Source organism: Mixta theicola (genome assembly GCF_002895925.1).
Classification (GTDB): Bacteria; Pseudomonadota; Gammaproteobacteria; order Enterobacterales; family Enterobacteriaceae; genus Mixta; species Mixta theicola.
Window position 1 is genome coordinate 53,815 of record NZ_NWUO01000002.1, and the last position, 24,789, is coordinate 78,603.

At 54.6% G+C, this 24,789-nt stretch carries 23 protein-coding genes and 1 pseudogene; 12 read left to right on the top strand and 12 right to left on the bottom strand.

Features of this window, described 5'->3' with window-relative positions; translation table 11 throughout:
- The first annotated feature begins 30 nt into the window (after window positions 1-30).
- The 3 genes and pseudogenes from proQ to htpX all read left to right on the top strand — a co-directional run bounded on the left by proQ (window position 31) and on the right by htpX (window position 3,905).
- On the top strand, window positions 31-723 hold the full coding sequence (gene proQ / locus COO59_RS02830) for an RNA chaperone ProQ (RefSeq protein ID WP_103058340.1): 693 nt from the start codon (window positions 31-33) through the stop codon (window positions 721-723).
- 19 nt (window positions 724-742) lie between these two features.
- Entirely contained in the window at window positions 743-2,788 is a 2,046-nt protein-coding gene (gene prc / locus COO59_RS02835; protein ID WP_103058341.1) for a carboxy terminal-processing peptidase, read from the top strand.
- 236 nt (window positions 2,789-3,024) lie between these two features.
- Window positions 3,025-3,905: pseudogene (htpX, locus tag COO59_RS02840) on the top strand (protease HtpX).
- Between the two features lie 89 nt (window positions 3,906-3,994).
- Here the strand turns inward: htpX and COO59_RS02845 are convergent.
- Window positions 3,995-5,374, bottom strand: a complete 1,380-nt coding sequence (locus COO59_RS02845; protein WP_103058342.1) for an MFS transporter — start codon at window positions 5,372-5,374, stop codon at window positions 3,995-3,997.
- Between the two features lie 188 nt (window positions 5,375-5,562).
- Here COO59_RS02845 and kdgR point away from each other — a divergent pair, with 188 nt between their 5' ends.
- On the top strand, window positions 5,563-6,354 hold the full coding sequence (kdgR, locus tag COO59_RS02850) for a DNA-binding transcriptional regulator KdgR (protein WP_103058343.1): 792 nt from the start codon (window positions 5,563-5,565) through the stop codon (window positions 6,352-6,354).
- Window positions 6,355-6,403: 49 nt separating this feature from the next.
- Here the strand turns inward: kdgR and COO59_RS02855 are convergent, their stop codons facing one another.
- On the bottom strand, window positions 6,404-6,646 hold the full coding sequence (locus COO59_RS02855; protein ID WP_103058344.1) for a YobH family protein: 243 nt from the start codon (window positions 6,644-6,646) through the stop codon (window positions 6,404-6,406).
- 178 nt (window positions 6,647-6,824) lie between these two features.
- Between COO59_RS02855 and COO59_RS02860 the strand changes: the two genes are divergently transcribed.
- The 5 genes from COO59_RS02860 to rlmA all read left to right on the top strand — a co-directional run bounded on the left by COO59_RS02860 (window position 6,825) and on the right by rlmA (window position 9,984).
- Entirely contained in the window at window positions 6,825-7,091 is a 267-nt protein-coding gene (locus COO59_RS02860) for a YebO family protein (protein ID WP_103058345.1), read from the top strand.
- A 28-nt stretch (window positions 7,092-7,119) separates the two neighbouring features.
- A complete protein-coding gene (locus tag COO59_RS02865) occupies window positions 7,120-8,124 on the top strand; it encodes an MBL fold metallo-hydrolase (RefSeq protein ID WP_103058346.1) in 1,005 nt (334 codons plus the stop codon).
- Window positions 8,125-8,662: 538 nt separating this feature from the next.
- Window positions 8,663-8,830, top strand: coding sequence for a DUF2627 domain-containing protein (locus COO59_RS02870; protein ID WP_103058347.1), 168 nt, complete (start codon window positions 8,663-8,665; stop codon window positions 8,828-8,830).
- Entirely contained in the window at window positions 8,817-9,026 is a 210-nt protein-coding gene (gene cspE / locus COO59_RS02875) for a transcription antiterminator/RNA stability regulator CspE (RefSeq protein ID WP_004386688.1), read from the top strand. Before COO59_RS02870 ends, cspE begins: the two co-directional genes overlap by 14 nt.
- A 151-nt stretch (window positions 9,027-9,177) precedes the next feature.
- Window positions 9,178-9,984: a 23S rRNA (guanine(745)-N(1))-methyltransferase gene (gene rlmA / locus COO59_RS02880; RefSeq protein WP_103058348.1), complete on the top strand. Its 807-nt coding sequence runs from the start codon at window positions 9,178-9,180 to the stop codon at window positions 9,982-9,984.
- A 9-nt stretch (window positions 9,985-9,993) separates the two neighbouring features.
- Here rlmA and mntP read toward each other — a convergent pair whose 3' ends face one another.
- From mntP to manX, 5 genes are all read right to left on the bottom strand, one after another.
- Window positions 9,994-10,563, bottom strand: coding sequence for a manganese efflux pump MntP (mntP, locus tag COO59_RS02885; RefSeq protein WP_103058693.1), 570 nt, complete (start codon window positions 10,561-10,563; stop codon window positions 9,994-9,996).
- 380 nt (window positions 10,564-10,943) lie between these two features.
- Window positions 10,944-11,402 (bottom strand): DUF986 family protein, encoded by a 459-nt coding sequence (locus COO59_RS02890; RefSeq protein ID WP_103058349.1) that lies wholly within the window; start codon window positions 11,400-11,402, stop codon window positions 10,944-10,946.
- 85 nt (window positions 11,403-11,487) lie between these two features.
- Complete coding sequence (locus COO59_RS02895; protein WP_103058350.1) at window positions 11,488-12,336, bottom strand: PTS mannose transporter subunit IID; 849 nt, start codon at window positions 12,334-12,336, stop codon at window positions 11,488-11,490.
- Window positions 12,337-12,347: 11 nt separating this feature from the next.
- Entirely contained in the window at window positions 12,348-13,154 is an 807-nt protein-coding gene (locus COO59_RS02900; protein WP_103058351.1) for a PTS mannose/fructose/sorbose transporter subunit IIC, read from the bottom strand.
- 65 nt (window positions 13,155-13,219) lie between these two features.
- Window positions 13,220-14,185: a PTS mannose transporter subunit IIAB gene (manX, locus tag COO59_RS02905; RefSeq protein WP_103058352.1), complete on the bottom strand. Its 966-nt coding sequence runs from the start codon at window positions 14,183-14,185 to the stop codon at window positions 13,220-13,222.
- Between the two features lie 521 nt (window positions 14,186-14,706).
- On the opposite strand from manX, the gene COO59_RS02910 reads away from it, so the two are divergent.
- Entirely contained in the window at window positions 14,707-16,272 is a 1,566-nt protein-coding gene (locus COO59_RS02910) for a TerC family protein (RefSeq protein WP_103058353.1), read from the top strand.
- A 30-nt stretch (window positions 16,273-16,302) separates the two neighbouring features.
- Here COO59_RS02910 and COO59_RS02915 read toward each other — a convergent pair whose 3' ends face one another.
- The 4 genes from COO59_RS02915 to pabB form a co-directional block, all read right to left on the bottom strand.
- A complete protein-coding gene (locus COO59_RS02915; RefSeq protein WP_103058354.1) occupies window positions 16,303-17,865 on the bottom strand; it encodes an EAL domain-containing protein in 1,563 nt (520 codons plus the stop codon).
- 359 nt (window positions 17,866-18,224) lie between these two features.
- Window positions 18,225-19,589 carry an L-serine ammonia-lyase gene (locus COO59_RS02920; RefSeq protein WP_103058355.1) on the bottom strand — a complete coding sequence of 455 codons (1,365 nt, stop codon included), beginning with the start codon at window positions 19,587-19,589 and terminating at the stop codon, window positions 18,225-18,227.
- Window positions 19,590-20,048: 459 nt separating this feature from the next.
- Window positions 20,049-20,636 carry a CoA pyrophosphatase gene (locus tag COO59_RS02930; protein WP_409371614.1) on the bottom strand — a complete coding sequence of 196 codons (588 nt, stop codon included), beginning with the start codon at window positions 20,634-20,636 and terminating at the stop codon, window positions 20,049-20,051.
- A complete protein-coding gene (pabB, locus tag COO59_RS02935; RefSeq protein WP_103058358.1) occupies window positions 20,614-21,999 on the bottom strand; it encodes an aminodeoxychorismate synthase component 1 in 1,386 nt (461 codons plus the stop codon). Before pabB ends, COO59_RS02930 begins: the two co-directional genes overlap by 23 nt.
- 160 nt (window positions 22,000-22,159) lie before the next feature.
- Between pabB and COO59_RS02940 the strand changes: the two genes are divergently transcribed.
- Window positions 22,160-22,348 (top strand): YoaH family protein, encoded by a 189-nt coding sequence (locus tag COO59_RS02940; RefSeq protein ID WP_103058359.1) that lies wholly within the window; start codon window positions 22,160-22,162, stop codon window positions 22,346-22,348.
- On the opposite strand, the gene COO59_RS02945 is transcribed toward COO59_RS02940, so the two are convergent.
- On the bottom strand, window positions 22,349-22,702 hold the full coding sequence (locus COO59_RS02945; protein ID WP_103058360.1) for a RidA family protein: 354 nt from the start codon (window positions 22,700-22,702) through the stop codon (window positions 22,349-22,351). It abuts the gene before it with no gap.
- A 175-nt stretch (window positions 22,703-22,877) separates the two neighbouring features.
- Here COO59_RS02945 and COO59_RS02950 point away from each other — a divergent pair, with 175 nt between their 5' ends.
- Window positions 22,878-24,788, top strand: a complete 1,911-nt coding sequence (locus COO59_RS02950; RefSeq protein ID WP_103058361.1) for a DNA repair helicase YoaA — start codon at window positions 22,878-22,880, stop codon at window positions 24,786-24,788.
- The last annotated feature ends 1 nt before the right edge of the window (window position 24,789 follow it).

Here is a 24,789-nt window from a genome sequence, read left to right on the forward strand (position 1 = left end):
GCTGGCAACCCGTTGTAATCAGGAAATTTCATGGAAAATCAACCTAAGTTGAATAGCAGTAAAGAAGTCATCGCCTGGCTTGCGGAGCGTTTCCCGCACTGCTTTAGTGCCGAAGGTGAAGCGCGTCCGCTTAAAATCGGTATCTTTCAAGACCTCGTCGAACGTGTTCAGGGTGAAATGAACCTGAGCAAAACGCAGTTACGTTCCGCTCTGCGTCTTTATACCTCCAGCTGGCGCTATCTGTACGGCGTTAAAGCGGGCGCAACCCGTGTCGATCTGGATGGCAACGCCTGTGGCGAGCTGGAAGAGCAGCATGTTGAACATGCGCGCAAGCAGCTCGAAGAGGCGAAAGCCCGTATTCAGCAGCAGCGTCAGCAGCAGCAGGCGAAAAAGCGTGAAGCCGGTGCCGGTGAAGATGCGCCTGCGCGTCGTCCGCGTAAAGCCGCCAGCCGTAAACCTGCCGAAGGCGAACGTCAGCCTGCGCGCAAAGCCCGCGCTAACGATGCGCGTCCGGCTCAGGAGCGTGCGCCTGCCGTACCGCGTCAGCCGCGTCCGCAACCCGTTACCGACACCTCAGCGCTGCAGCCTGGTCAAAATATTAAAGTTAAAGCTGGCAAAAGCGCGATGGACGCTACCGTTCTTGAGATCTCCAGGGATGGCGTCCGGGTACAGCTGGCTTCCGGCCTGGCAATGATCGTACGCGCAGAACACTTACAGTTCTGAAACGGAGGCCACCCTGGGCATGAACAAGTTTTTTAAGATGAGCGTGATGGCGGGCCTGCTACTGGCAGGTCACGCTATTGCCGCTGACAGCATTACCCGCGCGGATCAAATTCCGCAGCTGCAGGAAGAGCCGCAGCACGCCACCGTTAGCGAACGCGTTACCTCACGTTTTACCCGCTCTCACTACCGTCAGTTCGATCTCGATCGGACGTTCTCAGCGAAAATCTTTGACCGCTACCTGAATATGCTGGACTACAGCCACAATGTGCTGCTGGCGACGGACGTGGCGCAATTCGCTGATAAAAAAAACACGCTGGGCGATGAGCTGCGCAGCGGCAAACTTACGGTGTTTTACGAATTATTCAACCTGACGCAAAAGCGTCGTTTTGAGCGTTATCAGTACGCGCTGTCGGTGCTGAACCGGCCGATGAGCTTTACCGGCAACGATACGATCGATATCGATCGCAGCAAGGCGCCGTGGCCGAAAAACGCCGCTGAACTGAACGCGCTGTGGGACGCTAAGGTTAAGTACGACTGGCTCAGCCTGAAGCTGACCGGTAAGAACGACGCTGAGAGTAAAGATATTCTCACCAAGCGCTACAATTCAGCCATTCGTCGCCTGGCGCAGAGCAACAGCGAAGATGTATTCCAGCTGGCGATGAATGCGTTTGCGCATGAAATCGATCCCCATACTAACTATCTCTCCCCGCGCAATACCGAACAGTTTAATACCGAAATGAGCCTGTCGCTGGAAGGTATCGGCGCGGTGCTGCAAATGGATGAAGACTACACGGTCATCAATTCGATGGTGGCGGGCGGCCCGGCGGCGAAAAGCAAAGCGCTGAGCGTCGGCGATCGTATTGTTGGCGTAGGTCAGCCGGGTAAAACGATTGAAGATGTCATCGGCCTGCGGCTGGACGACGTGGTGGCAAAAATTAAAGGACCGAAGGGCAGCAAAGTGCGCCTGGAAATCCTGCCTGCCGGAAAAGGTACCAAAACCCGAACCGTTACGCTGACGCGCGAGAAAATCCGTCTTGAAGATCGCGCCGTCAAAATGAGCGTGCATAACGTCGGCAAAGATAAGGTTGGCGTGCTGGATATTCCCGGCTTCTACGTTGGCCTTACCGATGATGTGAAGGTGCAGCTGCAGAAACTGCAGAAGCAGCACATCGATAGCGTAGTTATCGATCTGCGGACTAACGGCGGCGGAGCGCTCACCGAAGCGGTGTCGCTTTCCGGTCTGTTTATTCCCAGCGGCCCGGTAGTGCAGGTGCGCGATAATAACGGCAAAGTCCGGGAAGATAGCGATAATGACGGTGTGGTTTACTACAAAGGCCCGCTGGTGGTGCTGGTCGATCGCTTTAGCGCCTCGGCGTCGGAAATCTTTGCAGCAGCCATGCAGGATTACGGACGCGCGCTGATTGTCGGCGAACCGACCTTTGGTAAAGGCACCGTGCAGCAGTATCGTTCGCTGAACCGTATTTACGACCAGATGCTGCGTCCTGAATGGCCTGCGCTGGGTTCGGTCCAGTACACGATTCAAAAATTCTACCGCATTAACGGCGGCAGTACGCAGCGTAAGGGCGTTACGCCCGATTTGCTGATGCCAACCGGTATTGAAGCGGCGGAAACCGGCGAGAAGTTCGAGGATAACGCCTTGCCGTGGGATAGCATCGATGCGGCAAGCTATACCAAATCGGGCGATTTAAGCGATCTGGTGCCTCAGCTGACCAAAGCGCATCAGCAGCGTATCGCTAAAGATGCCGAGTTCCAGTACATCATCAAAGATATTCAGCGTTATAACGCCATGAAGGATAAGCGCAATATCGTGTCGCTCAATCTTGCCCAGCGTGAGAAAGAGAACCATGAAGATGATGCGCTGCGCCTGGAGCGGATTAACGCTCGCTATAAAGCGGAAGGGAAAAAGCCGCTGGTTAACCTTGATGATTTGCCGAAGGATTATAAGGAGCCCGATCCTTATCTGGATGAAACGGTCAATATTGCTAACGATCTGGCGCATCAGCAGCCGGAACAGCCGAGCGAAAAAGCGGCAACGGCAAAATAAATCGTCGATTTAGCCACTCTTTAAAAGGCACCGCGTAAGCGGTGCTTTTTTATTTAGCGTCATTGTTTCGCCGGGCCGTTTACTGCCGTAAGGCAAAGTTAAAAAAGATTGCGACAAAATGTAAAGTTATGTCTTTTTAGGCACTTAAACGTTAAGGATGCTTGAAAAGCTACGCGATACCCCTACGATGTATATCCGCGCATGGGCGCTTAGTTAACTGAGGAAGATTAAAGTTTATGATGCGTATTGCTCTTTTCCTGCTGACCAACCTTGCCGTGATGTTGGTATTCGGGCTGATTCTGAGCCTGACAGGAATTCAGTCAAGCAGTGTGCAGGGCCTGATGATAATGGCAGGTCTGTTTGGCTTTGGCGGTGCGTTTGTTTCGCTGCTGATGTCAAAATGGATGGCACTGCGTTCCGTTGGCGGCGAAGTGATTGAACAGCCGCGTAATGAAACGGAACGCTGGCTAATGGAAACGGTAGGACGTCAGGCGCAGCAGGCGGGAATCGCTATGCCGCAGGTGGCGATTTACCATGCACCCGACATTAACGCGTTCGCCACCGGTGCGCGCCGCGATGCCTCGCTGGTCGCCGTTTCTACCGGCCTGTTGCAGAACATGAGCCGTGACGAGGCGGAAGCGGTGCTGGCGCATGAGATAAGCCATATTGCTAACGGCGACATGGTGACCATGACGCTGATTCAGGGCATCGTGAACACCTTTGTGATTTTATTTCCCGTATTCTCGCGCAAATCGCCGCAGGCTTTTTGTCGGGCGATCGGGAAAATGAAGAGAGCAGCAACGGTAACCCGCTGGTCTATTTTGCCGTGTCGATGGTGCTGGAGCTGCTGTTTGGTATTCTCGCCAGCATCATCACCATGTGGTTCTCGCGTCACCGTGAGTTCCATGCCGATGCCGGCTCTGCGCGCCTGGTCGGCCGTGAAAAAATGATTGCGGCGCTGCAGCGGTTAAAAACCAGCTACGAGCCGCAGGAGCCGGGCAGCATGATGGCGTTTTGTATCAACGGTAAAGGTAAGTCGCTAAGCGAATACTTTATGTCGCACCCGCCGCTGGATAAGCGTATTGAAGCGCTGCGCAGCGGCCAGTACCTGAAATAAAACCTTATGCCAGCCGGGCTGGAACGTTGCAAAAAACCACCTCTCAGGAGGTGGTTTTTTATTGCCCGTCCCTTACTGAACCGTGCCCGTTAACTCTCCTTATGCAACGGCTGGCGCAGGCGCGACAGACTGAACAGCGCGGCAAGGGTGGAAAACAGGCCCGCCAGCAGCAGCGAGGCGTGTGTGCCGTGCGTATCAAACAGATTGAACATCAGCGCCACCAGCGCTGCGCCGCTGGTTTGTCCCAGCAGGCGCGCAGTGCCTAACATACCGCTGGCGCCGCCGCTGCGATGGCGCGGCGCGGCAGAGATCATGGTGTGGTTATTAGGCGACTGAAACAGGCCAAAGCCCGCGCCGCATAAAATCATCCGCCAGATAATATCGCCATCTGCAGGCGCGGCGGGCAGCCATGCCAGCGCAAACAGCCCACAGGCAAAAATAGCCAGCCCGATACCGCCCAGCAACCCGGCATGAAACCGCTCCAGCAGGCGTCCGGCAATCGGCGACATAATCATAGTGGCCAGCGGCCAGGGCGTTAACAGCAGGCCGGTTTCTACTTCGCTTCTGCCCAGTACGCTTTGTAAAAAGAAGGGCAGGGAAACCATCGCCAGCATCTGGGCCAGAAACGAACATATCGAGGTGCAGATAGAGAGCGAGAAAATCGGGATGCGCAGCAAATCCACCGGCAGTAGCGGAAAGGTCATCGTCAGCTGACGCCGGATAAACAGCGTGCCGATAATCAGCAGCGCCAGCAGCTCGGCCAGAATAAGCCGGTAGTCCTGGCCCTGCGCCGCGCCGCTTAGCGCTGACAGCAGCAGGCCGAAGGTTAGCGCATTCATTATCGCACTGATAACATCGAAACGCTGTGTCGGCGACTTTTGCGTGTTATCCGGTAAAAAACGCCAGGCGAGCAGCAGCGCCAGCAGGCCCGTAGGCACGTTAATCAGAAACAGCCACTTCCACGAAGCAACGGCAAGGATCGCTGCGGCAACCGTGGGTCCCGCAGCGCTGGAGACGGCGACAATCAGCGCGTTAATCGCCATGCCGCGTCCCAGGTGTCGCTGCGGATAAATAATACGTATCAGCGCGGTGTTCACGCTCATCAGCGCCGCGCCGCCAAAGCCCTGCATAATACGGGCGACGGTCAGCATGTCGAGCGAGTCGGAAAAGGCGCACAGCAGTGACGTAGCGCTAAACAGCAGCAGCCCGCCCTGATAGATACGTCGGTAACCCAGCAAATCGCCAAGAAAAGAAAACGAAAGCAGGGAAATGATAATCGCCAGCTGATAGGCATTAATAATCCAGATGGATTCTGCCGGGCTGGCCTGGAGTTCATGAGCGATCGTCGGGAGGGCCACGTTGGCAATGGTGCCGTCAAGCACCGCAACGGTTATCCCCAAAGCAATAGCGGCTATCGCACCATAGCGGCGCGGCAGCGGTAAACCATCAGTTAGTGTGGTCACAGTCATCATTAAAATTAAAGAGGGTGAATATCACCATGCTAATGACTTTTTTGTCATGATGCATCTTAATCCCTTCGGAAAGTCTTGCGGATGCGCCACTTGTGACGCGCAGATATTGCCTGCGGCCGGAAGAGCCGCGTATACTGGAAATGGCGTTCCATTTTTAATAAAACAATTTTAAAAAGGCTTTGATTATGGCGAATGTAGAAGGCGATAAGCAGCCGGATTCGGTCTCATCTGTATTAAAAGTGTTTGGCATATTACAGGCGCTGGGCGAAGAGCGCGAAAACGGAATTACCGAACTGTCGCAGCGCGTGATGATGTCAAAAAGTACCGTTTATCGCTTTCTTCAAACCATGAAATCGTTGGGCTATGTTTCTCAGGAAGGGGAATCGGAAAAGTATGCGCTAACGCTTAAGCTGTTCGAGCTGGGCGCCAGGGCGTTGCAAAACGTCGATCTGATTCGTAGCGCAGATATACAGATGCGTGAGCTATCACGGCTGACCAAAGAGACCATTCACCTTGGCGCGCTGGAAGAAGATAGCATCGTCTATATTCATAAAATTGATTCGCTGTATAACCTGCGCATGTATTCGCGTATCGGACGCCGTAATCCCCTGCACAGCACGGCGATTGGCAAAGTATTACTGGCCTGGCGCGATCGTACCGAGGTGCATGATATTCTGCGCGAGGTAGAGTTCTGCCGCAGCACGCCGCATACCCTGGGAAGCGAAGAGGAGCTGCTGAAGGTGCTGGACGTGGTGAAAGCACAGGGCTTTGGCGAAGATAATGAGGAGCAGGAAGAGGGGTTACGCTGTATTGCCGTGCCGGTTTTCGACCGCTTCGGCGTGGTGATTGCCGGTATGAGTATCTCTTTCCCGACGATTCGTTTTTCAGAAGAGCGCAAGCATGAATATGTTGCGATGCTGCATCGCGCAGGGCGGACGCTCTCTTCACAGCTGGGCTACCACGACTATCCCTTCTGATAACAAGCAGAGCGGCACCTTTAAGGTGCCGCTGGCGCAGCAGGCGAACCTACCCGTTATTATCCACCACTTCAGACGTTTTTCTGAGTATGGGGCAATCCGCCACGCCAATAATGCCGCTGTCGCTGTGCAAATATTGCGCTTTGATCATTCCACGCGCCGTCAGATACTGACACTGCAAACCGATACCGGCGACATTTTTATGGCTTCCGGTCAGAACACCATAGCCGGTTAACAGCAGGCCCAGCCAGAACAGCGCCAGTATACTCACAATTCGAAGCAATATTTTCATTCTATCTCCCTGTAAAAATGGCAAGCTTCCCGCTCCGCTGCCGAAAAGGGCAGCATAGCCTGGGCGCAGGGTGAGATCGATCGGAGGATGCTTAAAGCGACGTTATAGCGCAGCGGCTATTTATTACGGCGAATCCTGGTAAAATCGACGGCGTAATGTAAGACAAGCAGAGGTTGTTATGAACGAGTTAAACGGCGGTGCCAGCCTGATGCCGCTTATCAGCGGTATCGCTTTCGCAGTGGTGGGCCTGATTGCCTGGTTTTTTGTTAATCGCGCCAGCGTGCGTGCCAGCGAACAAATTCGTCTGCTGGAGGCGCTGCTGGAAGAACAGAAAAAACAGAATGCCATTCTGCATCAGCTGACGCAGCAGGTTGTCGGTAGTGAGAAAAACATGGCGGATGACGCACAGGATCAGGATTTCACTCGCCTGATCCCGGAGCGATAAACAGTAATAACGGCTAAGGAGCGGAAGGATGAAATGGCAGAATCCCTGGTACGATGCTGCAAAGCCACACCACACGCCGGAAGGATTTCGCAATCCAGAGCCTGACCTGCGTCAGCCTGGCGATTTGCAGCGCTGGCGCAAGGAGCGTAAAGCGCAGGGGCTGCCTTTACCACCAAGGCAGGGCTATGAGGCTTTTACGCAGCAGTGGTGGCAGCAGGCCGATCTGAGCGGCGAACAGGATTGCGTATGGTGGCTGGGCCACGCGGCGATAATGCTACGGCTGGATGGACGCTACGGTTTAATCGATCCGGCGTTATCGCCAAGAATTTCGCCGCTGCGTTTTTATGGGCCGAAGCGTAAAACGCCTGTGCCGTTGGCCATCAACGATTTGCCTTCCCTCGACTGGGTGTTGATCTCGCATAATCATTACGATCATCTCGACAGGCCCACCATTAACGCCATTCTGCGCCGCTTCCCGCAGGTCCAGTTTATTGTTCCGCTGGGGCTGGAGCCCTGGTTCCGTCGGGCAGGCGCCCGGCACGTTGTGCAGCTTGACTGGTGGCAGCAAACGCAGCGGCACGGAATAACTTTTCATGCCGTACCGGCGCGTCACTGGAGTATGCGCACGCTGTACGATCGTAATCGTTCGCTTTGGTGTGGCTGGACCATTACGACGGCAAAGCTTAACTTTTGGTTCTCCGGCGACAGCGGCTATTCGGAAAAATTGCTGGATATTGCCCGGCGTCTGGGGCCATTCAATCTGGCGGCGTTACCGATAGGCGCTTATGCACCAAAATGGTTTATGCAGGGGCAGCACATGGATCCGCAACAGTCAGTCGCGTTACACCAGGCTATTGGCGCTCCGGTAACCATTCCTGTCCACTGGGGCGTGTTCGAACTGGCTGATGAAGCGCTGGATGAACCGCCACGGGAGCTGGCGCGGGCGCTTGAGGCGGTTAACCAGAGCAAAATGCGTTTTCGCCCCTGGATAATAGGAGAAAGGGCCAGTCTGAATAATATAAACCAGGAATAATCTGATAACGGCGGAAGCTGATTTAATAGTGTAACGCTCATGCTGAGATAAGCGCCTTCGCCTTATTCAAAAAATCGGAATAAGTTTTAAATAACAGCGTTGCGTTTATTTGGGGCAGATAAATTTATATATTCCCGTTTTTGGTGCAGGGCATCAGATTCACTACCTACAGGCGGATTATATACCCACATTTTCTGCTATTGTCTGGTTCTGCAACAGTGCAAAAACCATGAAAAAACGTGAATTAAACTTGCCATAATTATGCAATAATCTTCAGCTACCGTGAGAAATGGAAAAGGGCGCTGGCTGAGAAGTCGGTCTCTCCAGGCCCACAGGTCGCTGGATGCAGGCTCTGTAAAGCCCTTAAGTGTCCAACCTGTGGGAATGTCATTTATCGTTTCTTAATGCATAAATGTGCAAAGCTTGTAATGAATCCACAATAAATGTGCGGCAGGTCGATCGCCGTTTAAAAATTACTTGCCATAAATTATCGAATATGTGATAACGCTATTAAGCAAAACGAGGTACAGTTCTGTTTATGTATGGCATCTTCAGTAAAGAAGTAATGAGTAAAGACGTTGACGTTGAATACCGCTTCCTTGCCGAACCTTATATTAGTGCCTCATTCAGTAATGTCTCTGGTTTTCTGTCAGTCGCCTTCGGGCAAATAAACATTCTAAGGAATTACAAAGATGGCAAAAATTAAAGGTCAGGTTAAGTGGTTCAACGAATCCAAAGGTTTTGGCTTTATTACTCCGGCAGATGGCAGTAAAGATGTATTCGTTCACTTTTCTGCTATCCAGGGTAACGGCTTCAAAACGCTGGCTGAAGGCCAGAACGTCGAGTTCGAAATTCAGGATGGTCAGAAAGGTCCGGCTGCGGTTAACGTTGTCGCTATCTGATAGCCTGTTTTCCTTTTCACGCGGCCCTTCGGGTATCGCGTAGAGAGAAGGCAAAGGCCCCGGTTAATGACCGGGGCCTTTCTTTTTGGCGGATGACGCTATTGCCCGCAGCGTGTAAACTGCGCGCCTGATTCAGCCAGAGAAAAAGACCATGGATTATCTTTGTCCCCTCTGTCAGCAGCCGTTAACGCTGGTTCATCACAGCTGGCGCTGTGCGCGACAACATCAGTTCGATCGGGCAAAAGAGGGTTACGTTAACCTACTGCCGGTGCAGCATAAGCGATCCAAAGAGCCCGGCGACAGCGCGGAAATGATGCAGGCGCGTCGGCAGTTTCTTGACGCCGGTTATTATCAGCCGCTGCAGCAGCGAGTGGCTTCTCTGTTAGCGCAGCAGTTACCCGCGTCGGCCAGCGTGCTGGATATTGGCTGCGGCGAAGGTTATTACACCGCAGCGGTTGCCGATGCGTTGGGAAAACAGGCCGACGTTTGCGGGCTGGACGTCGCTAAAGTGGCGATTCGGGCCGCGGCAAAACGCTATCGCCATATCGATTTTTGCGTGGCTTCCAGTCATCGTCTGCCGTTTGCCGATGCTTCGCTGGACGGCGTACTACGCATCTACGCGCCCTGTAAGGCTGATGAACTGGCGCGCGTAATACGCAGCGGCGGCTGTTTGCTGACCGTAACGCCTGGGCCGCGCCATCTGCTGCAGTTTAAGGCGCTGATCTATTCGCAGGTCAAATTGCATGATACGCAACAGGAAAACCTGCCGGGATTTACGCTGGAAGCGGAACAGCAGCTGGCGTACCCGTTAACGCTGACCGGTGCGGATGCGGTGACGCTGCTGCAAATGACGCCTTTTGCCTGGCGCGCCAGCCCGGAAGTGTGGCAAGCGCTGCGCGACAGCGTGCAGTTTAACAGCGAGGCGGATTTTATCGTGCGTCTTTGGCGCCGTGGTTAATCTGCGGTCTCAGGCGAGATGGGCCCACAGGATCTGACCGCCGATGGCAATCAGCACCGCGCCGCCGAGGATCTCAGCGCGTTTGCCCAGTAGCGGCCCGATCAGGCGGCCAATCAGGACGCCGACAGTGGTCATGGTAAAGGTAGAGAGGCCAATCAGCAGCGCGGTCAGGATAATGTTTACCTGCATAAACGCCAGGCTAACGCCAATCGCCATCGCATCCAGGCTGGTGGCAATGGCGGTGGTGGCCAGCAGAGCCAGCCCATGCTGCGTTGCCGGTTCACAGGGCATCGCCGTCACGGGCTGCTGGCGGCAGCCTTCAATCAGCATACGTCCGCCTAAAAAACAGAGCAGGGTAAAGGCGATCCAGTGATCCCAGCGGGCGACAAAATGCGTAGCGAACTGACCAAGCGACCAGCCTACCAGCGGCGTCAGCGTTTCAATCACACCAAAAATCAGTCCGGTGCGCAGCGCTTCGCGTAGCTGTGGACGTTGCAGGGCGGCGCCTTTACCGATAGCGACGGCAAACGCATCCATTGACATGCCAAAGGCAAGAATAAGCAGAGCGGAAAAAGTCATCGAAGTCGTAACCTCGGCTGGGAATACCATAACCTGACGCGCCTTCCCAACCAGACAGGCACATCGGTCAATGGTCTCGCCTACCGTAAAAGGTCGCACGTGCACGTTGTTATAACAACGAGTATGTTGACAGGTGCATTTCTGTATTAATAACAGAAATCGGCTACTCCCCAGGAACGGCGCTCACCTTACCACATTATCTTTTTTCGTCAAAATAAAAATAGTGTCACGACGGATCGTATGGATATTATATGTCGGGGTGCTAACCAGAGGTAAAAATAATCCTGTTAATGTTAAGGGAATGATGACGAAATAATCAGAGCAGGCAATTTATGCGCAATAATATAGCAAATGGAATATGCCTTTTGCTATATTTTATCTCATTGATTTTCAAGCATTACATGATGAATTTTTTCCAAATCGTCCAGCTTTCTCACTCTGATTAACAGGTTTCTCTGTTCCAGTTGAATAACCAGAATCCCATCTTCGGATAAATTCATACTTTTTATACGGTCATAATTAATCCAGACGTTGGCGAAGAAAAGCCCCTGGTTTTTAAGTAATAACTGTGGCGTGCGGATCCAGGAGAGATAAACCGCAACCACAATTAATGCCATCAATAATGTGGTGGTTATTACCGGGCCATGTTGGCTCACGTTATTATAAATAAGAATCATTATCAGGCCGATAAAAATAATATTATCGACTTTACTGCGACGCTGCAGGGGAACTTGCAGCAGGGTCTTACCGTGACGACGCGGCATAATTCCCTGATCGTAAATGGTGTACAGCAGCAGCAGAACAATAAACAGCACCAGGACAACGTCGGTTAACGACATGGCGACTCCTCAGATAACAACAGTGGGCAGGGCTGGATAAAAAAACGGCCAATCGCAGTGAGCGACTGGCCGTCTGACGCGGTGATTACAGGCCCAGCAGGCCGATCCAGTAACCAAAAATACCGATAACAAAGAAGCCGATGATAATCCACAGCGCGTTTACTTTACGGCGCAGCAGCCACATACAGGCAAAGGTGAGCAGCAGCGGCACCAGCCCCGGCATCAGCTGATCGAGAATCGATTGTACCGTGGTAACGGTGGTTTTACCGGTTTGGTCGGTAATACGCGAAACCACCAGCGGGATGTTGACGTGAGTCCACTTATTAACCAGCGCCCCCATGACAAACAGGCCGAGAATCGACGCCCCCTCTGTCAGTTTTTGCAGGAAGCCGCCGCCCATATCGTTAACAATGTCCACCCCTTTTTTGTAGCCATACGCCACGCCGTAATAGCGGAACAGCAGGCGTACCAGATTAAACAGCACAAAGAACAGTACCGGACCGAGCAGGCTGCCGCTCATGGCAATACCGGCGCCCAGCGCGGCGAAGACCGGACGCATGGTTCCCCAGAATATCGGATCGCCGACCCCAGCCAGCGGCCCCATCAGGCCCACTTTAATGCCGTTGATCGCCGCATCGTCAATGGGGGCGCCGTTGGCCCGCTGTTCTTCCATCGCCAGCGTTACGCCCAGTATCGGCGCAGCCGGATAGGGATGGGTATTAAAAAACTCCAGGTGTCGCTTGATGGCCTGACGGCGCTCCTCATTATTTTCCGGGTAAAGCCGACGGATAGCCGGAACCATTGAGAAGCAGAAGCCCAGCGCCTGCATACGTTCAAAGTTCCACGAGCCCTGAAAGAGATTGGAGCGCAGGAAGACGCCGCGCACATCGCCGCGCGTCAGTTTTTTTGCCGTTGCTGCAGTTGTATCTACCATTTTCACACCCCTTAATCTAATTCGTTATCCAGGTCGTTTTGGGCAGGGCCTGAAGCAGGCGCAGCGCCACCAGCGGCACGGTTATATTTTGGACTGAGCTGAATATAGAGCGCGGCCATCACCACGCCAATCACGCCCAGCGCAACCAGGTTGAAATCGGTAAAGGCGGCGGTAACAAAGCCCAGGTAGAAGAACGGCATCAGATAGCCAGCGCGCATCATATTGATGACCATCGCGTAACCCACCACGACAATCATGCCGCCCGCAATATTCAGACCGCTGGTCACCACTTCCGGGATGGAGCTCAGCATGGTCTGGACCGCGTCGGTACCAACGGATACGGCAACAATCACTGCGGGGATGGCGATACGCATCGCCTGTAAAATCAGCGCGGTAACGTGGATCCAGGAAATAGCGGTGAGGTTACCTTTTTCCGCCGCTTTATCCGCCGCGTGCTGGAAAGCAACGGTGATAGTACGCACGATAATGGTTAAGACCTGGCCTGCGGCGGCCAGAGGGATCGCCAGGGCGATACCGGCACCGATGCTTTGACCGCCAGCAATAACCAGGATGGTGGAAATAATCGAGGCCAGCGCGGCGTCCGGTGCGACGGCTGCCCCGATATTCATCCAGCCCAGCGCGATCATTTCCAGCGTACCGCCGATAATAATGCCGGTTTTCATATCGCCCAGCACGGCGCCGATTAACGTACAGGCGACCAGCGGCCGGTGAAACTGGAACTCATCCAGAATGGATTCCACACCGGCAATACAGGCGACAATAAACACCAGCGCAATTTGTAGAGTGGTGACTTCCATTGCACTTCTCCTGTGGCAGAGTAAGACTACGTAAAACCTGAAGTATCAGGCGGTTGGGATGGCGATCAGTGGTTCATTTTGGCGATCAGATCCATCATTTTCAGCCGTGGATCGTTAGAGACTTTTCTCACTTCCAGTTCGATACCGCGAGCGTTTAATTTTTTGAATGCCTCAATATCATTGTTATCCACTGAAACGGCATTATTGACCTGGGTTTTTCCCTGACGGAAAGCCATGCCGCCGATATTGACGGATTTCACCTCTACGCCTTGCTCAACGACCCGCACCACGTCGGTTGGGTTGGTGAACAGCAGCATTACGCGATCGCGGGCATATTTAGGGTTATTCCAGACGCGCACCATTTTAGCGACATCCACCACGTGCGCGCTGACGCCCGGCGGTGCCACCTGAGTGAGCAGGGTTTTGCGCACCTTATCGGCTGCGACTTCATCACTGACGACAATAATGCGCGATACGTTGGTCTCCTTAGTCCAGCGTGTCGCTACCTGGCCATGAATCAGACGGTCATCAATGCGCACCAGCCCGATTTTCATATGATCTTCCGGGCCCAGCACCGGCTGCGGCGCGGCTGAACGGGCAGGGGCCGCCGCCGGGGCAGAAACCGGCTCCGGCGCTTTGGCTTTCAGCGCTTTTACGCCTTCACGACCGGTTTCCACCGCAATGGCCACCAGCTCGTCAAATGCGGGATCGTCATCCCGCGCCATCAGGGTTTCCACCAGCATCGGAATGTTGACGCCAGCGATAACCTCATGCAGTTCTTTATCCACAACGATACGGCTGGCCGCGTTGAATGGACTGCCTCCCCAGGTATCGACCAGAAAGAGCACGCCTTTGCTGGTATCAAGTTCAGCGAGACGCGCATGGTATTTTTCAATCAGGGTTTCAGCATTTTCGCCGGGCACGAAATCGATCCAGCCGACGTTTTGCTGCTCGCCTAATAGCATTTCGGCGGTTTTGAGCAGCTGCTCCGCCGCCCAACCGTGTGTGCCGATTACAATAGCAATAGTCACTTGCTACCTCCGTTTACATTATTGAGCGATTCAGTCCAACACCGATCCGCCAACGCTGTTATCTGGGCTATGCTGGTTTCAACGGTAATGAACATGCAGGCCTTGCCGTCAGTGGAGTGCTTCTTTTTATATAACTGACAGACTAAAGATAACTTCGGGATTTATTTTAGTGTGTGAAAAAATAAATTATGTGACCAGCCTCAGTATTTGCAGGCTTGCCGTTTCGATGCGAAGAATAAGACCGCAGAATTAAACGAAGGTAAATTTTTGTTAACTTTAAGAAATTATTTTGACGGCAATGTGTCAGCTGCTACTATTCCTTTCTCTTTTTTGCTACAGGAGTAACGGGCCTCAGCCCTCCCTATGGACTGTCACCGACGTCGTTTATTCATGCCACCGGGTCATCCGGCTTCTTTCTTAACGTCTTCTGGCGTCACCCTCGGTTCTGCTTTTCTTCTCTGTCGCGCTACGGTCGTTGAACCCGGCGTTCGGTTTTCCTGCTGCTTTTTTCGGAGTCTGTAATGGAATTTCTTTTAGACCCTTCGATTTGGGCCGGTCTGCTGACGCTTATTGTTCTGGAGATCGTGCTGGGGATTGATAACCTGGTTTTTATCGCCATCCTTGCCGATAAGCTGCCGCCTAAGGAGCGTGACAAAGCGCGCCTGATTGGCTTGTCGCTGGCGCTGTTGATGCGTCTGGGCCTGCTGTCGTTAATTTCCTGGATGGTGACCCTGACCCGACCGCTGTTTAGCATCGGGCAGTTCAGCTTTGCCGGACGCGATCTCATCCTGCTGGCTGGTGGTCTCTTTTTGCTGTTTAAGGCCACGATGGAGCTGCATGAGCGGCTGGAAAACCATCCGCAGGACAGCAACGGCAATAAAAATTACGCCAGCTTCTGGGCGGTGGTGATTCAGATTGTGGTGCTGGACGCCGTTTTCTCGCTGGATGCGGTGATTACCGCCGTGGGCATGGTGAACCATTTACCCATTATGATGACCGCCGTGGTTATCGCCATGGGCATTATGCTGCTGGCGTCGAAACCGCTCACTAATTTTGTGAATGCGCATCCGACCGTAGTGGTGCTGTGCCTGAGCTTCCTGCTGATGATCGGCCTGAGCCTGGTCGCGGAAGGCTTTGGCTTCCATATTCCTAAAGGGTATCTGTACGCGGCGATTGGCTTCTCGATCCTGATTGAGCTGTTCAACCAGATCGCACGGCGTAACTTTATCCGCCATCAGTCGCATCGCCCGATGCGTGAGCGTACCGCAGAAGCGATTTTACGGCTGATGGGCGGCCGCCGTGGCGGATCGTCAGGCGCTGAAGCCGGACAGCGCTCGGCGGAAAACCAGAGGCTGCCGCAGGAAACCTTTAAGGATGAAGAGCGCTATATGATTAACGGCGTATTGACGCTGGCATCGCGCTCGATTCGCAGCATTATGACGCCGCGCGGTGAAATCTCCTGGGTGGACGCCAGCAGGCCGCTGGATGAGATCCGCATGCAGCTGCTTGACACGCCGCATAGTCTGTTCCCGGTTTGCCGTGGTGAGCTGGATGAGGTTATTGGCATCGTGCGCGCAAAAGATCTGCTGGTCGCGCTGGAGCAGGGTATCAATATCCATACTTTCGCCGCCTCATCGCCGCCGCTGATCGTGCCGGAAACGCTGGACCCGATTAATCTGCTGGGCGTGCTGCGGCGGGCAAAAGGCAGCTTTGTGCTGGTCACCAATGAATTTGGCGTGGTACAGGGGCTGGTTACGCCGCTTGACGTGCTGGAAGCCATTGCCGGTGAATTCCCGGATGAAGATGAAACGCCGGATATTGTTATCGACGGTGACGGCTGGCTGGTAAAAGGCGGCACCGACTTGCATTCCCTGCAGCAACGGCTGGACTATTTTGAGCTGGTTAAGCCGGGCGATGATTATGCTTCGCTGGCCGGTCTGCTTATTGCTCAGAAAGGTCAGCTGCCGCTGCCGGGTGAAACTATTGATATGCCGCCGCTGCACTTCGTGATTGTCGAAGCGACCGACTATCGTATCGATCTGGTACGTATCAGCAAAGATCGGCCGCAGGACGACGACGAAAGCTGATGCGCTTGCCGGTGCGGGTTGTCCCGGCAATCAGTCTGTCAGGCTGGCCTGATGCCGGGCCAGCCATGCCGGAAACATCTCCAGCGGCATCGGACGGGCATAATAGTAGCCCTGCAAGGTATCAACGCCGTGCTGGCACAGATAGCTGGCCTGTTCGGCGGTTTCCACGCCTTCCGCCACCAGCCTGATATGCAGGCGCTGCGCCAGAGAAATCACCATTTCCGTTACCGTTGCGTTAATCGCATCGGTGCCAATTGCGGCGGTAAAGATCTTATCCAGCTTCAATACATCCGGGCTTAAGGTTTTCAGATAGGAAAGCGAGCTGTGACCGGTGCCGAAATCATCAATGGCGACCCTGATGCCTGACTGTTGCAGCTGCGCCACCACACTCTGATCCATCAGCGGCAGCGCATCGCGCTCGGTTAATTCCACCATCAGCCGCGGTAGCGGATTGGCCGACCACCAGAGTTTTTGTAAATCACTAATAATTGCCCGGTTGTGGAAATGGCTGGCGGCGACGTTGATCGCAATATGAAAATTGGCGCACTGCGGCAGCTGCGGCAAATGACGCACGGTTTCGTTAAGGACAAAGCGGGTCAGGGGAGCGATCAGATTGTGTCGCTCGGCCAGCGGAATAAACAGATCCGGCGGTATCCAGCCCTGGCGCGGGTTATGCCAGCGCAGCAGCAGTTCAATACCGTCGCAGTCGCCGGTGCGGCTATCGATAAGCGGCTGGCAGTAAACCATAAACTCGCGCGCTGACAGGCCATAGCTGATCTGCCAGGAAAAGCTCATACGGTTGGCCGTCGCCAGCCAGACAATATAGCCGGTCAGCAGGCTAAGCAGCAGGGCGAGCGGCAGCTGCGAGGGCAGCGTCAGCAAGGCCAGACGCGTTGGCGCTGGCCCGTACAAGGTAATGCTAAAAGGGTAGCGCAACGATACCTGTTGATAGCTCACCTCATCTTCCGCGGGTCGTGTGTTTTCAATCAGCGGATTGCCATATTCCAGGCTTTTGCCGCCGACGTTAAAAACAGCGCGCTCTACCCAGGGCAGCGCGGGCTCCAGCAGATAGTGACTCATCAACTCGATATTAATAACCTGCAGGATACCGCTGCGATTATCCAGCGAGCTGGCGGTCCAGAGCAGCAAAACCGGCGAACCTTTTATCAGGAAATCATCTACGCTCAGCAACATGCGCTGATTGTTAACCGCCAGTTCGGGATAGCTCTCGCTGAAGTTGAGCGACTGATCGCCAAAGACGCTGGAGCAGTAGATACGGTCATTATCGACCAGCAGGATGGCGCGCACGGTTTGCATGGCGGAGATTTTTTCATTCAGCAAAAAACGAATATCGTTGCATTTAAGCCCAACCAGACCGACCGTATTATTAGCCGCCACCTCCAGCGGGGAGAAAAGGCGAACGAAACGCTGAATAGCGTTACTGGCAAACTGTTGCGATTGCTGTTCGATATGTTTTTTTTCTTCGCAAAAGCGCAAGGTTAAGGTAAGGATAAGCACCAGTGCAGCAACTATCGACGCGATGAACAGCCGTTTCCGACGAAGTTGTCCAATAATCTGCTGGGATATTTGCATCCGTAGCCGCCCTTAACACCCTAATAAAATTCCGACAAGTTGCATATCGGCAACGGCGCCAGTAAGTTTAGCCGCGTTGGTAAAAAAGACGTTGCGGCGGGAGCGGGTGAAAAGCGTCAGGCGGCAAGGTCAAACCGTCTCGCCTGAAACGGATGCGAGCGTGGTGAAATATCCTAAAGCGGGGAATGAATGAAATGTGCCTGAGCGGAATGTTCAGACAAACGACACCCAATCTTAAAGCGCGGCAAGCCCAGGCAGAAGAGTCAAGCGTCCCGCGCCATGGAGGGCGCGGGCCGAGCTGTCAGGGATGACGTTTTTGCGTCTTTACGATCGGTCTGAGCTTCCCGCGCAGGCGGTTTTTAATCGCACTGCACCTTAATCGCCAGGCCGCCGCGTGAGGTTTCCCGATATTTGGCATTCATATCTTTGCCGGTTTCGTACATCGTTTCGATCACTTTATCCAGCGATACGCGCGGTTCGCTGGTACGACGCAGCGCCATACGCGCCGAGTTAATCGCTTTTACCGATGCGATAGCGTTACGTTCGATGCAGGGAACCTGTACCTGACCGGCAACCGGATCGCAGGTCAGACCGAGGTTATGTTCCATGCCGATCTCCGCAGCAACGCATACCTGTTCCGGACTGGCGCCCAGCAGCTCTGCCAGACCCGCCGCCGCCATCGAGCAGGCCACGCCCACTTCGCCCTGACAGCCTACTTCCGCGCCGGAGATAGAGGCGTTCATTTTATACAGCACGCCGACGGCGCCCGACGCCAGGAAATAACGGATAAAAATATCGGGACTTACCGATTCGATAAAATGATCGTAGTAGGCCAGCACGGCAGGCACGATACCGCAGGCGCCGTTGGTGGGCGCAGTTACGACTCGTCCACCGGCGGCATTCTCTTCATTGACCGCCAGCGCAAACATATTCACCCAGTCGATAACGTTCATCGGATCGTTAGAGTGCTTGCCGGAAGAGACCAGCATCCGACGCAGCGCGGCGGCGCGACGCGGAACCCGCAGCGGGCCGGGCAGCACGCCTTCGGTATTAAGCCCGCGATCGATACAGTCGCGCATGGTCTGCCAGACGGCGGCGAAATAGCTTTCGATCTCCTGGCGGCTATGCAATGCCAGCTCGTTTTTCATTACCAGGCCGGAAAGAGAAAGGCCGGTTTCACGGCAGTGCGCCAGCAGCTCTTTCGCGGAATTAAACGGATAGGGCACCGATACTTCATCCAGCACCGGCTCGCCAAAATGTTCTTCATCAACGATAAAGCCGCCGCCGATAGAGTAATAGGTTTTGCTGTAGATACAGGTTTCGCCCGCGAACGCATGAATACGCATGCCGTTCTCATGGCGTGAAAGGTTTTCGCTGCGGAAATTCATGCCGCCTTCGCGCGGAAAATCGACCTCATGCTGTCCGTTTGCCAGCAGCAGACGCTCGCGCTGCTCAACATCACGGATAAAGGCAGGAATAGCATCAATATCCACGCTTTCAGGCGAGGCGCCGGAAAGGCCCATAATAATGGCAATATCGGTATGGTGCCCTTTACCGGTGAGTGAAAGCGAGCCGTACACTTCCACGGCGATGCGCGTAACGTCCAACAGCCGGTTATCCCGGCTCAAATCATCGACAAACTGTTTGCCGGCTTTCATCGGACCCAGAGTATGGGAACTGGACGGACCTATGCCGATCTTAAACATGTCGAAAACGCTAATCACGCTACACGCTCCTTAATTATTAATATCGCAGCAGAATATGCACTGCGTATATACCCATCATACTTCAGGTTGCATGGGTGTTGGCTTTCCGCGTTCACTCCGGTCACTTACCGCTGTAAGCTCCTGAGGATTCACGGTGCCGTCGCCTGCCTGCAACGCGAATTACGTAGGGTATAGTAATGATCCTGATGGTTAAAAATTCATCTTTTCGCATGAAATAAATTTATTCATTCAGCTAAAAAATATCATTTTGATCAGGCGAAATAAGCCGAACGAGAAACGGTTGCGCGGGCTTGTTTCCTGAGCCTGAATCAGGCGAAACACCTCAGAAACTTCCTGGTGAGTCGGCGCGCCAAATATAACTACTTTGTGGGAATAAGGAAGTGATTTGGATCGCTTACTCAGGAATATTTAGTGAAAAATCACGGAAAGGATACTTTTTGCCCAACTTTTATTTGGTTAACGCACAGCCAGTTCCGGCATAATTTGTAGGCTCAGCTGGCGGATAATGCCCGCCGTCATGCCCCAGACAAAATATTGCTGATACCAGGAAAGCCAGACCTGATGACGAATACCGTCGCGATGAATATCCAGCGACGTATAGCGCGCAAGGCGCAGCGCCTCCTGCAGCGGCATTTCAAAAATGGCATCCACTTCATCCGCGCTGGGCTGCAGGGGCAAGTCGGGCGCAATAATTCCAACCACCGGGGTAACCTGAAAGCCGCTGCTGCTGCCTACCGGCGGCAGCGTGCCAATAAGTCGCACATCCTGCGCCCGTAGCGCGATCTCTTCCTGCGCCTCACGCAGCGCGGTAAAGGGCAGAGAGGGATCGCTGGCATCACGCATGCCGCCGGGAAAAGCCACCTGGCCCGCATGTTTGCGCAGCCAGGGAGCACGCCGCGTTAACAGCAGGCCCGGCTGCTGGCGCGCAACAATCGGCACCAGCACCGCCGCCTGACGGCGTGCGGGCAATAACGCCGGCGACGGCGGGGGCGGCTGAAGCTGGAAGCGCGTCAGGAAAATATCAAGCGTCAGCGGCGAGGTCATCGGACATTCCATCCTCCAGCAGCGGTAAAATACGGCCCAGCTTATGCAGCGTTTCCTGATATTCCAGTCCGGCCTCGCTATCGGCAACGATACCGCCGCCTGCCGCACAGTAAAGCTGGCCGCCTTCCGCAATGAGCGTGCGAATGGTAATGCTGCTGTCCATTCTGCCGCAGCAGCTCAGATAACCGATGCTGCCACACCAGGCGTTACGGCGCTGCGGCTCTAACGCCTCAATGATCTCCATCGCCCGCACCTTGGGCGCACCGGTAATCGATCCGCCTGGGAAGCAGGCACGCAGCAAATCGCCGGCGCTCAGCTCTGGCTTCAGGCGGGCGCGAATGGTACTGACCAGATGATGTACCGCAGGAAAAGGCTCAACCACGAACAGCTCCGGCACCCGCACGCTGCCGGGCACCGCGACGCGGCCAATATCATTGCGCAGCAGATCGACAATCATCAGGTTTTCGGCGCGATCCTTTTCCGACTCCGCCAGCCGGCGCGCCTGCAGCCGATCGGCCTGCTCATCCGCCAGACGCGGCAGCGTGCCCTTAATCGGGCGGGTTTCAATAACATCGTGCTTTAGCGAAAGGAAACGCTCCGGCGACAGGCTAACAATGACGCTATCCGGCAGGCGTAAAAAAGCGCTGAAGGGCGCACAGTTGCTGTCGTTAAGCTGCCGGAACGCCTGCCACTCATCGCCTTCGTAGCTCGCCTGAAAGCGTTGAGCCAGGTTGACCTGATAGCAATCGCCCGCCTGTAGCCAGGCCTGAATACGATCGAAGCGTTCACGGTAGCCTTCCGGCGTCATATTTGACTGCCAGCGGCGGGTCAGGCGAAAAGGCACGGCGGCAGGCGGCAACGGCAGCTCGTACAGCCAGCGCAGCCGTTCACCTTCCGGCTGATGATCGACCAGCGTCAGCGTTTGTTGTTGATGGTCGGCAATTAGCGCCCAGTTATAGATGCCGGTCGCCATATCTGGCGTAGCAATATCCGCTGCGGCCTGCTGCGGCAGACGCTCAAACCGGCGGCCTAAATCGTAACCAAACAGGCCGAGCGCGCCGCCCTGAAACGGCAGGTCTTCGCGTAGCGTAACCGCAGAGAGCAGGATGGTCTGCTCGGCCTCCAGTAAACTCAGCGGATCTGCAGTTGATTCGGTGACAACGTCACCTTTTATGATTCGGGTTAATGACCCGCGCGTCTCCAGCGTGGCAATGGGGTCGGCCACCATAATATCGAAACGGCTATCGGGATGATCGGCAAAGCCGGAGCTGAGCAGCATCGCCCAGGGCAAATGCGCTACGCGACCAAACAGTTCAGAAAGCGCATCAGGCGTATAAGGTAAAGCGTGGTAGACTACGGGCATCACTTTTAGCAGCGTTTGTGGTGGTCAAACGGCAAGCCTGGCATATTTTTCCGCTGCTGGCATCTGTTTGTTTACCGCAAAGTACCCAGACGGCTGGCCAGTCAACGCACAGGAAGTTCAGGCGCGTTGTTGTCAGCTTCAACTATTAACAGGAGCCATTATGTCTACAGGTTTACCGGCATTAAGCCATGAACAGCAGCAGCAGGCGGTGGAGCGTATCCATCAGCTGATGGCCGAAGGGATGAGTAGCGGAGAGGCGATTACCCGGGTGGCCCAGGAGATCCGCCAGACGCATACTGGCGGACACGTTGCAGCGCTCTTCGAAGATGACGAGGAAGACGAGGCGTAATCAGGCCGGATTTAGCGCCGCGATAATTTTAATTTCTACTTTATATTTTGGGTTCATTAAACCGGCCTGAACGGTGCAGCGCACCGGGGCGTTGCCTGGTGCAACCCAGGCATCCCAGGCCCGGTTCATCGCGGCGAAATCCGCTTTATCAACCAGAAAAATAGTGGCGTCCAGAATGCGGCTTTTATCCGAGCCAACGCGGGTCAGCAGCCTGTCGATGACGGCCAGCGCATTCGCCGTTTGCGCTTCAGCATCGTCATCCAGATTTTCCGGCACGCTGGTGTAATAAACGGTATCGTTGTGGATCACCGCTTCCGACATACGATGTTCAGGATCGATACGGGTAACTGACATAGCTTATTTCCTTATTCCATTTTTTTCGCCGTTAGCCTGGCACAGTTAAGCCTGCGCTGTCATTAAAATGACGGCAGGCGGCCGTGCTTTTATCGCCGGGCGCGGCCAACAGTTATAGAGCGCAAGCGGCAATACTGACATAATCAGGCCGTTTTAACGCAACCAGTGAGGATATGTGGCAGACGATTTTGCAGCCGATGGCGCTTTGGCGCAGGCAATACCCGGTTTCCGGCCGCGTGAGGCGCAGCAGCAAATGGCGGTGGCGGTCACGCAGGCGATTGAACAACGCGGTGAGCTGGTAGTAGAAGCCGGAACCGGCACGGGAAAAACCTACGCCTATCTGGTGCCGGTATTACGTGCCGGCAAAAAAGCGATTATCTCCACCGGATCAAAAGCGTTACAGGATCAGCTCTACAGCCGCGATCTGCCGAAAGTAGCAAAGGCGCTGGCGTATACAGGCAAAACGGCGTTGCTGAAAGGGCGCGCTAATTATCTCTGTCTTGAACGTCTGGAGCAGCAGAGCATGACCGGCGGCGAGCTGACCGTACAAACGCTCAGCGACCTGGTTTATCTGCGCAGCTGGGCCAGCGAAACGTCGGATGGCGACATTAGCAGCTGTAGCGGCGTGGCGGAAGACAGTGCGATCTGGCCGCTGGTGACCAGCACCAATGATAACTGCCTCGGTAATGATTGCCCGCTGTATAAAGAATGCTTTGTGGTTAAGGCTCGTCGCCGGGCAATGGATGCCGACGTGGTGGTGGTTAACCACCATCTGTTCCTGGCCGATATGGTGGTAAAGGAGAGCGGGTTTGCCGAACTGATCCCCGAAGCGGAGGTGATGATCTTCGACGAAGCGCATCAGGTGCCCGATATTGCCAGCCAGTATTTTGGTCAGCAGCTTTCCAGCCGACAGCTGCTTGATCTGGCGAAAGATATTATTATTGCCTATCGCACCGAAGTGCGGGACGTACAGCAGCTGCAAAAAGCGGCCGACCGGCTGGCGCAAAGCGCGCAGGATTTTCGGCTGGCGTTAGGCGATCCGGGCTTTCGCGGCAATCTTCGCGAGATCCTGAACGACCGTGACGTACAGCGCGCCCTGACTCTGCTGGATGATGCGCTGGAGCTTTGCTATGACGTGGCGAAAATGTCGCTGGGACGCTCGGCGCTGCTGGATGCCGCCTTTGAGCGCGCCTCGCAGTATCGTAACCGGCTGAAGCGGTTAAAAAATATCAGCGAGCCCGGCTTCAGCTACTGGTACGAATGCACCTCACGACATTTTGTGCTGGCGCTGACGCCGCTTTCCGTCGCCGAGCGCTTTCGCGAAGTGATCGCTGAACGTCCGGCGGCCTGGATTTTTACCTCGGCAACGCTGGCGGTAAATGAACGGATGACCCACTTTATGGATCGACTTGGCGTACATCAGGCGCAGAGCATGATCCTGAACAGCCCGTTTGACTATGCGCGCCAGGCGTTGCTCTGCGTGCCGCGCGATCTGCCGTCGCCTAATCAACCGGGCGGCGCGAAACAGCTGGCGCGCCGCCTGCTGCCGCTGATTGAAGCCAATAACGGCCGCTGCTTTTTTCTTTGTACCTCACACCAGATGATGCGCGCGCTGGCGGAAGAGTTTCGCGCCAGCCTGACGCTGCCAGTGCTGCTACAGGGCGAAACCGGCAAAGCGCAGCTGCTTAAACAGTTTATTGAGGCGGGCAATGCGCTGCTGGTAGCGACCAGCAGCTTCTGGGAAGGGGTGGACGTTCCCGGCGATGCGCTGTCGCTGGTGATTATCGATAAATTGCCGTTTACCTCGCCGGACGATCCGTTGCTTAAGGCGCGCATGGAGGATTGCCGTCTGCGCGGGGGCGATCCTTTCGATGAGGTGCAGCTGCCCGATGCGGTGATTACGCTTAAGCAGGGCGTTGGGCGTCTGATCCGCGACGTGGACGACCGCGGCGTGCTGGTAATTTGCGATAACCGGCTGGTAATGCGGCCTTATGGCGCGGTATTTCTTAACAGCCTGCCGCCCACGCCGCGTACCCGCGATCTGCAGCAGGCGGTCAGCTTTCTGCATCGTCCCGATGAGAAGTAAT

Bases quoted from the DNA above. Each gene is read 5' to 3' on its own strand.
- proQ (WP_103058340.1), top strand. From the start codon at position 31: ATGGAAAATCAACCTAAGTTGAATAGCAGTAAAGAAGTCATCGCCTGG.
- prc (WP_103058341.1), top strand. From the start codon at position 743: ATGAACAAGTTTTTTAAGATGAGCGTGATGGCGGGCCTGCTACTGGCA.
- COO59_RS02845 (WP_103058342.1), bottom strand. From the start codon at position 5,374: ATGACTGTGACCACACTAACTGATGGTTTACCGCTGCCGCGCCGCTAT.
- kdgR (WP_103058343.1), top strand. From the start codon at position 5,563: ATGGCGAATGTAGAAGGCGATAAGCAGCCGGATTCGGTCTCATCTGTA.
- COO59_RS02855 (WP_103058344.1), bottom strand. From the start codon at position 6,646: ATGAAAATATTGCTTCGAATTGTGAGTATACTGGCGCTGTTCTGGCTG.
- COO59_RS02860 (WP_103058345.1), top strand. From the start codon at position 6,825: ATGAACGAGTTAAACGGCGGTGCCAGCCTGATGCCGCTTATCAGCGGT.
- COO59_RS02865 (WP_103058346.1), top strand. From the start codon at position 7,120: ATGAAATGGCAGAATCCCTGGTACGATGCTGCAAAGCCACACCACACG.
- COO59_RS02870 (WP_103058347.1), top strand. From the start codon at position 8,663: ATGTATGGCATCTTCAGTAAAGAAGTAATGAGTAAAGACGTTGACGTT.
- cspE (WP_004386688.1), top strand. From the start codon at position 8,817: ATGGCAAAAATTAAAGGTCAGGTTAAGTGGTTCAACGAATCCAAAGGT.
- rlmA (WP_103058348.1), top strand. From the start codon at position 9,178: ATGGATTATCTTTGTCCCCTCTGTCAGCAGCCGTTAACGCTGGTTCAT.
- mntP (WP_103058693.1), bottom strand. From the start codon at position 10,563: ATGACTTTTTCCGCTCTGCTTATTCTTGCCTTTGGCATGTCAATGGAT.
- COO59_RS02890 (WP_103058349.1), bottom strand. From the start codon at position 11,402: ATGTCGTTAACCGACGTTGTCCTGGTGCTGTTTATTGTTCTGCTGCTG.
- COO59_RS02895 (WP_103058350.1), bottom strand. From the start codon at position 12,336: ATGGTAGATACAACTGCAGCAACGGCAAAAAAACTGACGCGCGGCGAT.
- COO59_RS02900 (WP_103058351.1), bottom strand. From the start codon at position 13,154: ATGGAAGTCACCACTCTACAAATTGCGCTGGTGTTTATTGTCGCCTGT.
- COO59_RS02910 (WP_103058353.1), top strand. From the start codon at position 14,707: ATGGAATTTCTTTTAGACCCTTCGATTTGGGCCGGTCTGCTGACGCTT.
- COO59_RS02915 (WP_103058354.1), bottom strand. From the start codon at position 17,865: ATGCAAATATCCCAGCAGATTATTGGACAACTTCGTCGGAAACGGCTG.
- COO59_RS02930 (WP_409371614.1), bottom strand. From the start codon at position 20,636: ATGACCTCGCCGCTGACGCTTGATATTTTCCTGACGCGCTTCCAGCTT.
- pabB (WP_103058358.1), bottom strand. From the start codon at position 21,999: ATGCCCGTAGTCTACCACGCTTTACCTTATACGCCTGATGCGCTTTCT.
- COO59_RS02940 (WP_103058359.1), top strand. From the start codon at position 22,160: ATGTCTACAGGTTTACCGGCATTAAGCCATGAACAGCAGCAGCAGGCG.
- COO59_RS02945 (WP_103058360.1), bottom strand. From the start codon at position 22,702: ATGTCAGTTACCCGTATCGATCCTGAACATCGTATGTCGGAAGCGGTG.